The sequence below is a fragment of the Streptomyces sp. NPDC028308 genome (genome assembly GCF_055565855.1).
This window is the reverse complement of the sequence record NZ_JBVHTO010000003.1, coordinates 13,737-26,937: the sequence shown is the minus strand read 5'-3', so window position 1 is coordinate 26,937 and position 13,201 is coordinate 13,737. Positions and strand designations below refer to the sequence as shown.

Annotated in this window: 9 protein-coding genes; 3 read left to right on the top strand and 6 right to left on the bottom strand. The window is 72.8% G+C overall.

The genetic code is table 11. The features are described from left to right. Positions 1 to 43 precede the first annotated feature (43 nt). The 3 genes from ACZ4VA_RS07795 to ACZ4VA_RS07785 all read left to right on the top strand — a co-directional run bounded on the left by ACZ4VA_RS07795 (position 44) and on the right by ACZ4VA_RS07785 (position 6,855). A complete protein-coding gene (locus ACZ4VA_RS07795) occupies positions 44 to 5,113 on the top strand; it encodes an ATP-dependent helicase (RefSeq protein ID WP_468080358.1) in 5,070 nt (1,689 codons plus the stop codon). A gap of 51 nt (positions 5,114 to 5,164) precedes the next feature. Beyond that, the gene (locus ACZ4VA_RS07790; RefSeq protein ID WP_355793524.1) at positions 5,165 to 6,010 is read left to right on the top strand and encodes an Fpg/Nei family DNA glycosylase; all 846 of its coding nucleotides are present in this window, start codon (positions 5,165 to 5,167) and stop codon (positions 6,008 to 6,010) included. A gap of 83 nt (positions 6,011 to 6,093) precedes the next feature. Beyond that, positions 6,094 to 6,855: an SDR family NAD(P)-dependent oxidoreductase gene (locus ACZ4VA_RS07785; RefSeq protein WP_355793522.1), complete on the top strand. Its 762-nt coding sequence runs from the start codon at positions 6,094 to 6,096 to the stop codon at positions 6,853 to 6,855. 1,248 nt (positions 6,856 to 8,103) lie between these two features. Here the strand turns inward: ACZ4VA_RS07785 and ACZ4VA_RS07780 are convergent. The 6 genes from ACZ4VA_RS07780 to ACZ4VA_RS07755 form a co-directional block, all read right to left on the bottom strand. Then, the gene (locus ACZ4VA_RS07780) at positions 8,104 to 8,574 is read right to left on the bottom strand and encodes a Dps family protein (protein ID WP_356172452.1); all 471 of its coding nucleotides are present in this window, start codon (positions 8,572 to 8,574) and stop codon (positions 8,104 to 8,106) included. A gap of 206 nt (positions 8,575 to 8,780) precedes the next feature. Beyond that, complete coding sequence (locus ACZ4VA_RS07775; protein WP_037620346.1) at positions 8,781 to 9,158, bottom strand: helix-turn-helix domain-containing protein; 378 nt, start codon at positions 9,156 to 9,158, stop codon at positions 8,781 to 8,783. A 109-nt stretch (positions 9,159 to 9,267) separates the two neighbouring features. Further along, positions 9,268 to 9,813 (bottom strand): CinA family protein, encoded by a 546-nt coding sequence (locus ACZ4VA_RS07770; protein WP_355792692.1) that lies wholly within the window; start codon positions 9,811 to 9,813, stop codon positions 9,268 to 9,270. Continuing rightward, positions 9,810 to 10,517, bottom strand: a complete 708-nt coding sequence (pgsA, locus tag ACZ4VA_RS07765; RefSeq protein WP_355792689.1) for a CDP-diacylglycerol--glycerol-3-phosphate 3-phosphatidyltransferase — start codon at positions 10,515 to 10,517, stop codon at positions 9,810 to 9,812. Before pgsA ends, ACZ4VA_RS07770 begins: the two co-directional genes overlap by 4 nt. After that, the gene (gene rimO, locus ACZ4VA_RS07760; RefSeq protein WP_356172456.1) at positions 10,514 to 11,989 is read right to left on the bottom strand and encodes a 30S ribosomal protein S12 methylthiotransferase RimO; all 1,476 of its coding nucleotides are present in this window, start codon (positions 11,987 to 11,989) and stop codon (positions 10,514 to 10,516) included. Before rimO ends, pgsA begins: the two co-directional genes overlap by 4 nt. A gap of 92 nt (positions 11,990 to 12,081) precedes the next feature. Then, positions 12,082 to 12,936 (bottom strand): helix-turn-helix domain-containing protein, encoded by an 855-nt coding sequence (locus ACZ4VA_RS07755; RefSeq protein WP_356172459.1) that lies wholly within the window; start codon positions 12,934 to 12,936, stop codon positions 12,082 to 12,084. Positions 12,937 to 13,201: the final 265 nt, after the last annotated feature.

Sequence of the window (13,201 nt, the reverse complement as noted above, 5' to 3'; positions counted from 1 at the left end):
GCAGGTCAGGCGCGATGTCAGTGGCCGGGTGCAGGATGGACGCATGGCGAGCTCTGCACATCGAGCCCTCGAGGGCTTCTCCCCCGCGACCCGCGGCTGGTTCACGGGGGCCTTCTCCGCGCCCACCGCGGCCCAGGCCGGGGCGTGGCAGGCGACCCGTGAGGGCTCGGACGTGCTGGTGGTCGCCCCGACCGGTTCCGGCAAGACACTGGCCGCTTTCCTCGCCGCGCTGGACCAGCTGGCGTCGACCCCGCCGCCGGCCGACCCGAAGAAGCGCTGCCGGGTGCTGTACGTGTCACCACTCAAGGCCCTCGCGGTCGACGTGGAGCGCAATCTGCGCAGCCCGCTGACCGGTATCCGGCAGGAGGCGGTCCGGCTCGGCCTGCCCGAGCCGGAGGTGAAGGTGGGCATCCGCTCCGGTGACACCCCTCCCGCGGAGCGCCGAGCCCTGTCCACCCGCCCGCCGGACATCCTGATCACGACCCCGGAGTCGCTGTTCCTGATGCTCACATCGGCCACGCGCGACGCGCTGACCGGCATCGAGACGGTGATCCTGGACGAGGTGCACGCCGTCGCGGGCACGAAGCGCGGGGCGCACCTGGCGCTCTCCCTGGAGCGCCTGGACGAACTGCTGCCCAGGCCCGCCCGCCGCATCGGCCTGTCGGCCACGGTGCGCCCGGTGGACGAGGTGGCACGCTATCTCTCGCCGCGCCGCAAGGTGGAGATCGTCCAGCCGCCGTCGGGCAAGGAGTTCGACCTCTCCGTCGTCGTCCCGGTCGAGGACCTCGGCGAGCTGGGCGGTTCCCCGGCCTCCGACGGCAAGGAGGGAGCCGAGAAGCCCTCCATCTGGCCGCACGTCGAGGAGCGGATCACCGACCTCGTCCTGTCCCACCGGTCGACGATCGTGTTCGCGAACTCGCGCCGCCTGGCGGAGCGCCTGTGCAACCGGCTCAACGAGATCGCCTACGAGCGGGCCACCGGCGAGACCCTGGAGGAGCACCACTCGCCGGCCGAGCTGATGGGCGGCTCGGGTGCGGCGCAGGGCGCCCCCACGGTCATCGCGCGCGCCCACCACGGTTCCGTCTCCAAGGAGCAGCGCGCCCTCGTCGAGGAGGACCTCAAGGCCGGTCGCCTGCCCGCGGTGGTCGCCACGTCCAGTCTGGAACTCGGCATCGACATGGGAGCGGTGGACCTGGTCGTCCAGGTGGAGTCGCCGCCGTCCGTGGCCTCCGGCCTGCAGCGCGTGGGCCGTGCCGGCCACCAGGTGGGCGCGATCTCCACGGGAGTCGTCTTCCCGAAGTACCGGGGCGACCTCGTCCAGGCCGCCGTCGTCACCGAGCGGATGCGCACCGGCTCGATCGAGTCCCTCCGGGTCCCGGCCAACCCACTGGACGTGCTGGCCCAGCAGATCGTCGCGATGACCGCCCTCGACACCTGGCAGTTCGACGACCTCCTGGCCACGGTGCGCCGTGCCGCCCCCTTCGCGGCGCTCCCGGAGTCGGCGTTCACCGCCGTGCTCGACATGCTCGCGGGCCGCTATCCGTCGGACGCCTTCGCGGAGCTGCGTCCGCGCGTGGTGTGGGACCGGGTCGCCGGCACGATCACCGGCCGCCCCGGTGCCCAGCGCCTCGCCGTCACCTCCGGGGGCACGATCCCCGACCGCGGTCTCTTCGGCGTCTTCCTCGCGGGCTCCGACCCCAAGAAGGGCGGCGGCCGGGTCGGCGAGCTCGACGAGGAGATGGTCTACGAGTCCCGGGTCGGCGACGTCTTCACGCTGGGCACCAGCTCCTGGCGCATCGAGGACATCACCCGCGACCGCGTCCTCGTCTCGCCCGCGCCCGGTGTCCCCGGCCGGCTGCCGTTCTGGAAGGGCGACCAGCTGGGCCGCCCCCTCGAACTGGGCCGCGCGCTCGGCGCGTTCCTGCGCGAGGTCGGCTCGCTGTCCAAGGACGACGCCCGGGTGCGGCTCCTCGCCGCCGGGCTCGACGACTGGGCCGCGGACAACGTGCTGTCGTACCTGTCCGAGCAGCGCGAGGCCTGCGGGCACATCCCGGACGACCGCACGATCGTCGTCGAGCGGTTCCGTGACGAGCTGGGCGACTGGCGGGTCGTCGTGCACTCCCCCTTCGGCGCCCAGGTGCACGCCCCCTGGGCGCTCGCGCTCGGCGCCAAGCTCTCCGAGCGGTACGGCATGGACGCCCAGGTGATGCACGCCGACGACGGCATCGTGCTGCGGCTGCCCGACGCCGACCTGATGGGCATGGACCTCCTCGACCAGGAGCCCGTCAAGCTCGGCCGGGAGTACGACGCGGAGCAGGCGCCCGTCGGCGCCGCGGACGTCGTCTTCGACAAGGGCGAGGTCGACCAGGTGGTCACCGACCAGGTCGGCGGGTCGGCCCTCTTCGCGTCCCGGTTCCGCGAGTGCGCGGCCCGCGCGCTGCTGCTGCCCCGCCGCAGTCCGGGCAAGCGCACCCCGCTGTGGCAGCAGCGCCAACGCGCGGCCCAACTGCTCCAGGTGGCGAGCGAGTTCGGTTCGTTCCCCATCGTCCTGGAGGCGGTCCGCGAATGCCTCCAGGACGTCTTCGACGTACCGGGCCTCACGGAGCTGATGGGCGACATCGAGTCGCGCAAGGTGCGCCTGGTGGAGGTCACCACCCCGGAGCCGTCGCCGTTCGCCCGCTCCCTGCTCTTCGGGTACGTCGCGCAGTTCCTGTACGAGGGTGACTCGCCGCTCGCCGAGCGGCGGGCCGCCGCCCTGTCGCTGGACTCGCGGCTGCTGGCGGAGCTGCTGGGGCAGGCGGAGCTGCGCGAGCTGCTCGACGCCGACGTCCTGACCGAGCTGGAGCGGGAGCTCCAGTGGCTCACCGACGACCGCCGGATCAAGGACGTGGAGGGCGTCGCCGACCTGCTGCGCGTACTGGGCCCGCTCACGGACGCCGAGCTGGCCGAGCGCGGCGCCGAGCCGCAGTGGGCCCAGGAGCTGGCCGGGGCCCGCCGCGCCATCAAGGTCAGGATCGCCGGTGCCGAGCACTGGGCGGCGATCGAGGACGCCGGCCGGCTGCGCGACGCACTGGGCACGGCCCTGCCCGTCGGTGTCCCGGAGGCCTTCACCGAACCGGTCAAGGACCCGCTGGGCGACCTCCTCGCCCGGTTCGCGCGCACGCACGGCCCGTTCACGTCGCACGCGGCGGCGGCCCGCTTCGGACTCGGCACGGCCGTCACCGAGGGAGCGCTCCAGCGGCTCGCGGCCAACGGACGTGTCGTACAGGGTGAGTTCCATCCGGCGGGCATCGGCCAGGAGTGGTGCGACGCGGCCGTCCTGCGCCGCCTGCGCCGCCGGTCCCTGGCCGCCCTGCGCCACGAGCTGGAGCCGGTGCCGCCCGCCGCGCTCGCGCAGTTCCTCCCCCAGTGGCAGCACGTCGACAGCGGGCACGGCCTGCGCGGGGTCGACGGACTGGTGCGTGCCGTCGAGCAGTTGCAGGGTGCGTCCGTGCCCGCGTCCGCCCTGGAGAAGCTGGTCCTCCCGTCCCGCGTCTCGAACTACACGCCCGCGATGCTCGACGAGCTCACCGCGGCCGGAGAGCTCGTCTGGGCCGGCGCCGGCGCCCTGCCCGGCAAGGACGGCTGGGTCTCGCTCTACCTCGCCGACGCGGCCCCGCTCCTCCTGCCGCCGGCGCACCCGCTGGAGCTGACGGCACTGCACCAGTCCGTCCTGGACACCCTCTCCGGGGGCTACGGCCTGTTCTTCCGTCAGATCGCCGATCAGGTCCGCGCCACCACGCACCCCGACGCCACCGACCCCCAACTGGCCGAAGCGGTCTGGGACCTGGCCTGGTCCGGCCGCCTGACGAACGACACCCTGGCGCCGATGCGCGCCCTCCTGGGCTCGGGGCGCACCGCCGGATCCACGGCGCACCGCGCGAAGCGTGCCGTCCCGCGCGGAAGGTACGGCTCGTTGACGGCCGCGGCGCGCTCCCAGTCCCGTACGGGACCTCCGACCGTCGCCGGCCGGTGGTCGCTGCTGCCCGAGCGGGAACCCGACCCCACCGTGCGCGCCCACGCGCTGGCCCGCACCCTGCTCGACCGCCACGGAGTGGTGACCCGGGGCGCCGTCGCCGCGGAGGGTGTCGAGGGCGGCTTCTCGGCGGTGTACCGCATCCTGTCCGCCTTCGAGGAGACCGGCCAGGCCCGTCGCGGTTACGTGGTGGAGGGCCTCGGCGCCGCGCAGTTCGCGATGGACGGCGCGGTGGACCGCCTGCGCGCGGCGGCGAACGCACGGGACCGGGGCGAAGCCCTGCCCGCGGAGGGCTTCTCGTCGCCGTTCCCCGCAGCGGACCCCGGCTTCCAGCCCGACTTCACGGGATCGCGGGGCGCCCCGGACTTCGGGTCCGAGTTCCCCGCGGAGACGGGGCGCGGCCCCGCCGTACCCACGGTGGACGGCAGCGATTCCCGCAGCTCCCCCGCCGACTTCGGCACACCCCCGGGCGCCGGCATCCTCGACGGCCCCGGCGCGGCGAACGACTTCCGATTCCCCGGCGACGGCGAGGGCACCTCGGACGACTTCCCCTTCCCCGGCGACTTCGGCCCGCCGAACGGCTCCGACCCCTTCGCCACCGGGCCCCGCTCGGGACGTCCGGGCCGCCCGACCGGGAACCGCGGCTGGGCGAACGGCGCCTCACCGAGAGGCGGCGCCCCAGGCGGCCGCTCCCGGTCCAACGGCACCAGCCGGGCCGTGGTCCTCGCGGCCGCCGACCCCGCGAACGCCTACGGCGCGGCCCTGTCCTGGCCCGAGCCCCCCACCGGCGCCGGCCACAAACCGGGCCGCAAGGCTGGTTCCCTCGTCGTCCTGGTCGACGGCGAGCTGACGCTCTACATGGAGCGGGGCGGCAAGACGCTGCTCGCCTGGCCCTCCACGCCCGATTCCGAGGTCACCGACGACCCCCGCCTGCGGTCGGCCGCGGAGGCCCTGTCCCTGGCGGCCCGCGCGGGCTCCCTCGGCACGGTCACCGTGGAGAGGGTGAACGGCGCCTCCGCGCTCACCGCCCCACTCGGCACGCTCCTCGAAGCGGCAGGGTTCATCGCGACCCCGCGCGGCCTGCGGATCCGCGCGTGAGCGGGCCGACGCCTCCGGCGAACCCCTCGAACCCGTGCGACCCTTGAACCCATGCCCGAAGGAGACACCGTCTGGATGGCCGCGAAGCGACTGCACACCGCCCTCGCGGGCACCGTGCTGATCCGCTCCGACCTGCGCGTGCCCAAGTTCGCCACAGCCGATCTCACCGGCCGCACCGTCCTGGACGTGACGCCGCGCGGCAAACACCTCCTCACCCGCATCGAGGGCGGCCTGACGCTCCACTCGCACCTGCGGATGGACGGCTCCTGGAAGGTGTTCGAGAACGGCCGCCGCTGGACCGGCGGTCCCGACCACCAGATCCGCGCCATCCTCGGCAACGCCGACCGCACGGCCGTCGGTTACCGCCTCCCCGTACTGGAGCTGCTGCGCACCGCCGACGAGGAGCGGGCCGTCGGCCACCTCGGCCCGGACCTCCTGGGCCCCGACTGGGACCCCGACAAGGCGCTGGCCAACCTGCGGCGCGACCCCGACCGAGCCCTCGGCGAAGCCCTGCTCGACCAGCGCAACCTCGCCGGTATCGGCAACGTCTACAAGAGCGAGCTGTGCTTTCTCCTCGGCGTCACTCCCTGGCTCCCCGTCGGCGAACTCCCCGCGGACCGCGCCGCCCTGCTGACCCCGCTGGCCCAGAAGCTCCTCCAGGTCAACCGGGACCGCCCGAACCGCGTGACCACGGGCCGCCCCGAGCAGAAGCTGTTCGTGTACGGCCGCGCGGGCCGCCGCTGTCTGCGGTGCGGGACGCGCATCCTCGTGGCCGAACAGGGCGACGGCTCGCGCGAGCGGCCCACCTACTGGTGCCCGTCCTGCCAGCCCGGCCCCACACCGCCCGGCACGGCCCCCAGGACCGCGGGACCGACGTCGCGCAGCGTGCCCCGCTGACCCGGACCCCGTCGCGGAACGGCCGGAATGCCACCCCGCACGACTAATTGACGACCCGTCAGAAATGCTCGTACCGTCGTCACATGGCCCTGAAGGCGTACGACCTCACCGGACGCACGGCGTTCGTCACGGGAGCCGCCGGCGGCATCGGGCGGGCCTGCGCCGTCCTGCTCGCCCGCGCGGGGGCCGAGGTGCGCTGCGCGGACCGTGACGAGCAGGGCCTGCACGAGACGGCGGCCCTGATCAAGGACGAGGGCGGTACGGCCCGCACCCATCACCTCGACGTGACGGACCCGGCCGGGCTCCAGCAGGCCATGGAGTCCTGCGAGCGCCTCGACGTGATGGCGGCGGTCGCCGGGATCATGCACAGCAGCCCGGTCCTGGAGACCCGGGACGAGGATCTCGACCGGGTGCTGGGCGTCAACTTCAAGGGCGTGCTGTACGCCTGTCAGGCGGCGGCCCGCCACATGATCGCGCGGCAGGTGCGGGGCAGCATCGTCACGATGGCCTCGGGCGCCGTGGACACCGGCGGCCCCGGTCTGCTCTGCTACGGCGCCTCGAAGGCGGCCGTCGTGCAGCTGACAAAGACGCTGGCGACGGAGGTCGGCCCGCACGGGATCCGCGTGAACGCCGTGGCCCCCGGCTGGGTCCGCACCCCCATGACCCAGCGCCACGGGGAGGCCCAGGCGCACACCGAGGCGCTCATGGCCCGGCGGTCACCGCTCGGCCGGGTCGGCGAGCCCCAGGACGTCGCCCATGCGGTGCTTCACCTCGCCTCGGACGCGTCGTCGTTCACCACCGGCCAGATCCTCCGCCCGAACGGCGGCGTCGCGATGCCGTGGTGACTCAGCCCGCCCCGCGCGCCCCGTACCACCCCGGCCCCGCACCGGCGGGAGCACGCAAAGCCCGCCCATGCCGTTGACAGCAAGCGTCATGCACCGCGCGACATGCTGCCCGCCCAGGAGTCGCGTTCAACGGCAGCGTCGCGTTCCCGTGGAGACCAGGGACCACTCCCGCGCCGACGACGACGGGAACGCGCACAACCCGCCCACACGCCCACGGCAAGCAGCAGGCCCCACGCCGCGATCTGCCTGTCCAGGAGTTACACAACTGCCCCCTGACAAGGGCACGCCCGGACCAGCCTCACAGAACCCGGCGCATCACCCACCTCGTACGCCGCGCACGACAACGGCCAAGCGCCCCTGCGCCATCCCCGTACGAGGGACCGGGCCCCCCGAGTACGGCACACACGCGAGCCGGCGCGGTGCGACCCACACCGCGCCCAACCCTCGCGAACGGCGCCCCTCGACGCCGCCCCAGCGCACCCACCAGCCCCCTTGCCGGAAGAGCGGCTCCGCAGCCCACCCCTCCGCCACAGGACATCCCGGCATCAGCGCACCCCGAGGCCCCACGCACCCACCGGCACCCCCGCACGAAGAGGCGGCTCCGCAGCCCACCCCTCCGTCGCACGGCATCCCGGCATCGGCGCACCCCGTCGCCCCGCGCCCCCGTCCCCCGAAGTCGCGCCCCCTCGCTACACCCCCCGTCCCCGCTCCTCACCGGACCCGCGTCGCCATATCCCCGCGAGGCGAAGACTCCGCATCGCCCGCTGGTCCGAGTCCACGGCCCGGGCAGCCCGCGCCTTCGGCACGCAATGCACGGGCAGCAGGCTCAGCCCCCACCCTCCGGCCGCGACAGCCCCCTCCCACACCCCTGCGTCGGGAGCCAGCGCGAGCCGGAGGATCCCCCACCACCACAGCGCCCCCAGCGTCAGCGTCGCCCCCCAGCGCGCCGTCCGCCCTGCCATGGTCTGCCACCTCCAGCCCGACGCTAGACCGCCGCTCGAGGCGGCAGGGAGGGCGCACCACCGGCACAGAGGCGCACCGCACGCACACACACGCCTCACCCTGCCGGGATCTCGGGGCCGTGCCCCGCCGGGCGCCCCGCGTCCGGGGCCGCGCGCCCGGCACGCGCCCCGCCCACGGTCCGGCGCGGCCCGCCGCCCGCGCCGGCCACGCCACGGCACCGCACGTCGCGGTATGCAGCCCTCGGCGGCCCCCGGTGGTCCGGCCCGCCTGGCCCTCACTCGGGCCTCAGCCGTTCTCCGCCTGGAACATCCAGTGGTGCTTCTCCAGATCCGCGGTGATGCCGATGAGGAGGTCCTGGCTGACCGGGTCCGGGCTCTCGGTCGCCTTCACGCGCTCCCGCATCCGTGTGATGACCGCGCCCAGCGCGTCGACCAGCCTGCCCACGGCGTCCGCGTCCTTGACCCAGCCGTCGGCCACGGCGCCGATGCCGCTGCCGGCGGCGACCGTCGCGGCGCGTCCGTCGGGCGAGACGCCCAGCGCGGAGGCGCGTTCGGCCACCGTGTCGGAGTGCAGCCGCGCGCTGGCCACGACGTCGTCCAGTTGGAGGTGGACGGAACGGAAGCGCGGTCCGACGACGTTCCAGTGGACCTGCTTGGCCACCAGGGAGAGGTCCACCAGGTCGACCAGGGCGCCCTGCAGTGCCTCGGCCACGATCTTCAGGTCCGAGTCGGACAACGGGCTCTTCACCACGTACATCGAATCCTCCGATTCAAGATCATTCGCTACGGCCCCGAGCCACCGCCCCTCCACCATGACCGCCGGGGAACACACCGGCAAACGGGGTGGCACGGGGTACGCGGAAACACGAGAGCCCCGGCCGGTCCCCTCCGGGTCTCCCCGGAGAAGCCCCGGCCGGGGCTCTCGTGTACGTGGTTCAGTCCAGGACCGCGAGGCCGTGGACGCTAGGCCGCGACGACGTCGACCGCCTCGGCAGGTGCCTTGATCGTGACCCGTTCCGGTGGCACACCGGTCACGGACACGGAATTGAGCATCGGGCGACGCACCGGTGCGGGCACCGGTTCGGTGGCCGCAGCCGACTGTGCCAGCTCGGCGAGGGCGAGTTCATCGCTCACTTCCCGCATGAGCTCGGACATCCGTACGTCAAGCGCGTCGCAGATCGCGGAGAGCAGCTCGGAGGATGCCTCCTTCTGCCCCCGCTCCACCTCGGAGAGATAGCCGAGTGAGACTCGGGCGGACGAGGAGACTTCGCGCAGAGTACGGCCCTGGCGCTGGCGCTGCCGACGCAGCACGTCACCCAGCAGGCGACGGAGCAGAATCATCGGTGGCTCCCTCCTCGGACCGCGTAGCCGCATCCTTCACGCCCCACCGTACCGCCTCGCGCCGCGGCCGTGCGGGGAGCGATGTCGTGTTCACTCAGGGCTGCAAACATCAAGTCCCCCCGTTCTGTTCCGTATCCTGTGCCAGCTCGTTTCCGGTCTGTTCGCCCGCGAGCTCCTCCAGGAGCAGCGCGAGTACGCTCCGTACACTCTCCATACGAATTTCCGCCCGACCGCCGTTCAACCGCAGTGAGGCCACTTTCCCGCCAACATCGGCCGCGGATTCCGCCGTCGCCGGTCCGTCGACGGCGACGAAAACGGTACCGACCGGCTGCCCGTCCTGGGAATCGGGGCCCGCTACGCCGGTGGTGGCGATCCCCCAGTCCGCACCGAGCGCCTTGCGCACGCCGGCCGCCATCTGCGCCGCGACCTGCGGATCCACCGCGCCGCGCTCGGCCAGCAGAGTGGCGTCGACCCCGAGCAGCGCGTGCTTGAGCTCGGTGGCGTACGCGGTCACGGAACCCCGGAAGGCCTTCGACGCCCCGGGCGTCCCTGTGATCTCCGCTGCCACCAGGCCACCGGTGAGCGATTCGGCGACGGCGAGCGTCTCGCCTCTCACCGTGAGTAGTCGCAGCACGTCAGCGGCCGTGGAACTCACCGCTCCGCCTCCTCGGCGGACGCCTGACGGGCGGCGATGCCCTGTCGGCGCAGCACAATGGCCTGTCTCACGTAGTCGAGTCCCGTCACGACGGTCAGGACGACCGCCACGGCCATCATCCAGAACCTCAGGGTCGCCAGCGGCCCCGTCAGCGCCAGTACGTACATGCCGACGGCGGTGCCCTGGGCCAGGGTCTTCATCTTGCCGCCGCGGCTCGCGGGAATCACCCCGTAACGGATCACCACGAAACGCAGCAGGGTGATCCCGAGCTCCCGCCCGAGGATCACCCCCGTCACCCACCACGGCAGATCGCCGAGGTAGGACAGACAGATCAGCGCCGCGCCCATGATCGCCTTGTCGGCGATGGGGTCGGCGATCTTCCCGAAGTCGGTGACCAGGTTGTACGTGCGGGCGATGTGACCGTCGAAGACGTCGGTGATCATCGCGACGGCGAAGGCCGCCCAGGCCCACGCGCGCCACACGGGGTCGTACCCGCCGTCGGCCAGCAGCAGTGCCACGAAGCCGGGCACCAGCACGAGCCGGAGCATGGTGAGGAGGTTCGCGACGTTCCAGAGGCTGGCCTGGTCGACGGCCGCAGCGCCCAGCTTTCGCACCGGCTTCGTTCCTCCCGGGGTGCCGGACGCACCGGCCGCGCCTTTCGCGCTGGAGGAACTGCCCGCCGCGGATGCCGGGGCTCCGGTCATCTGCCCGCCTCCTCAGTCCCCGCGAACGAGCCCGGGAGCGGCTCGGCCACCAGGTCGACACCTTCCGTGCCGACCACCTTTGCCTCGACCATACGACCGACGGTCAGACCCGCGCTGCTCGTGAGCAGCACCTGTCCGTCCGTCTCGGGCGCCTGGTGGGCGGCGCGGCCGACCGCACCCTCCTCGTCGTCGATGGACTCGACCAGGACCTGCAGGCTTTCCCCGACGCGCTCCTCGGCGCGCTGGGCGACCAGTTCCTCGGCGAGCCGCGAGACCCGCGCGAGACGCTCGGCGACGACGTCCTCGTCGAGCTTGTTGTCGTACGTCGCCGCCTCGGTGCCGTCCTCGTCGGAGTAGCCGAACACACCGATGGCGTCGAGCCGCGCGCCCGTGAGGAAGCGCTCCAGCTCCGCCAGGTCGGCCTCGGTCTCCCCGGGGAAGCCCACGATGAAGTTCGACCGCACGCCGGCCTGCGGGGCCTTGGAGCGGATGGTGTCGAGCAGCTCCAGGAAGCGGTCGGTGTCGCCGAAGCGCCGCATCGAGCGCAGCACGTCGGGGGCGGAGTGCTGGAAGGACAGGTCGAAGTAGGGCGCGATGTTCGGCGTCGACGTGAGCACGTCGATGAGCCCGGGGCGCATCTCGGCGGGCTGGAGGTAGCTGACGCGCACGCGCTCGATGCCCTCGATCGCGGCGAGCTCGGGCAGCATCGTCTCCAGGAGGCGGATGTCGCCCAGGTCCTTGCCGTACGAGGTGTTGTTCTCGGAGACGAGCATGACCTCCTTGACGCCCTGCTCGGCGAGCCAGCGGGTCTCGTTCAGCACGTCGCTGGGGCGCCGAGAGATGAAGGAGCCGCGGAAGGACGGGATGGCGCAGAAGGAGCAGCGCCGGTCGCAGCCGGAGGCGAGCTTCACGGAGGCGACCGGGGAGCCGTCCAGGCGGCGGCGCAGGGGCGCACGGGGGCCGGAGACCGGGGCGACGCCCTCCGGCAGGTCCGCGGGCGCGCCGTGGCCGGGCAGGGCCACCTCGTCGCCGGCGGACTGCCGCTCGGCCGGGCTGATCGGGAGCAGCTTGCGGCGGTCGCGCGGGGTGTGCGAGGCGTGGATGCCGCCGTTCAGGATGGTCTGGAGGCGGTCGGAGATGTCGGCGTAGTCGTCGAAGCCGAGCACGCCGTCGGCCTCGGGGAGCGCCTCGGCCAGTTCCTTGCCGTACCGCTCGGCCATGCAGCCCACCGCCACGACGGCCTGGGTTCTGCCGTGCCCCTTGAGATCGTTGGCCTCCAGGAGGGCGTCCACGGAGTCCTTCTTGGCGGCCTCGACGAACCCACAGGTGTTGACGACGGCGACGTCCGCTTGCTCGGCGTCCTCCACGAGGTGCCAGCCGTCCGCCTCCAAGCGGCCTGCGAGCTCCTCCGAGTCCACCTCGTTACGGGCGCAGCCAAGGGTGACGAGTGCGACGGTACGGCGTTCAGGCATGGGCTCTAGACTACTTCGTCCCGCCGACAGCCCACGTCGACGGGGTTGGCCGATCCCGGCCAACCCCGTACGCGCCTTGCCCCGCGGGCCGTTTATCCGACCTCGGGGTCGCCCTTGGTGTAGGTCAGGCGCTCGACCTGGCCGGGCTGGAAGTCGTCCTCGATCTTCTTGCCGTTCACGTACAGCTGGATGGCGCCGGCGTCGCCCAGGATGAGGTTGATCTTGGTGTTGTCCTGGAAGGTCTGCGACTGGCCCTTCTTGAGCAGCCCGTCGAAGAGCATCCGGCCGTTGTGGTCCTTGGCGGAGATCCAGCTGCGTCCGTCGGTGGCGGTCACCTGGACGGTGACCTTGTCCTGCGGCGCGGCGGCGATGGCGCTGTCGGACGGGTCGGGCTTCGGGTCGGTGGGCTTGGTCGGCTTGGGCTTGTGCGCCGGCTTGCTGGTGGTGGGCGTGGAGCCCTCGGCGACCTGGGCCGTCGAGCCGTCCCCGTCGTCGCCGCCCTTGACCATGGTGAACCCGACGAAGCCGATCACCGCGACGATCGCGGCGACCATGGCGGCCGTCCAGTTCGGCCCGCGGCGCTCGGGACGGATCCGTTCCGCCTCGAACAGGGGGGCCGCCGGGGTGGGCGCGGGGCGCCCGCCGTGCTCGTCGTCGTACTGCGCGAGAAGGGGGTCGGGGTCGAGGTGGACGGCGCGTGCCAGGGTCCGGATGTGACCGCGCGCGTAGACGTCACCGCCGCAGGGCGCGAAGTCGTCCTGTTCGATGGCGTGCACGATGGCGATGCGGACCCGGGTGGCGCTGCTGACGTCGTCGACAGTCAGCCCGGCCTCGATGCGCGCCTGCCGCAGGGCGTGACCGATCGAGGGGCGTTCCGCCTCGCGATCGTCTTCGAACGGACGCTCGTCTTCGGGGGAGTTGCCGTCAGGGGAGTTGCCGATGGACACGGGGGCGCCTTTCGAGCGTGTAGCCACCTGTGCTGGAGGTTCAGTCTAGGGGGGGTACGAAAGGGTGGGGCAACCGGGCGGTGGGACTTTGTACGCCATCAGAATGGCCGGTCATCCTGATGATGGGACAGGTGATCGTCCCCTCGCTCAACTTGACGTGCGAGGAAGGGAAACGGTTGCTCACAGATCCCTTACAGCTGAGTCACGTTCGAATACCCGCTCGTCGCGGATCCACCCCTGCGGCGGCTCGTGTGCCCCCGTTTCC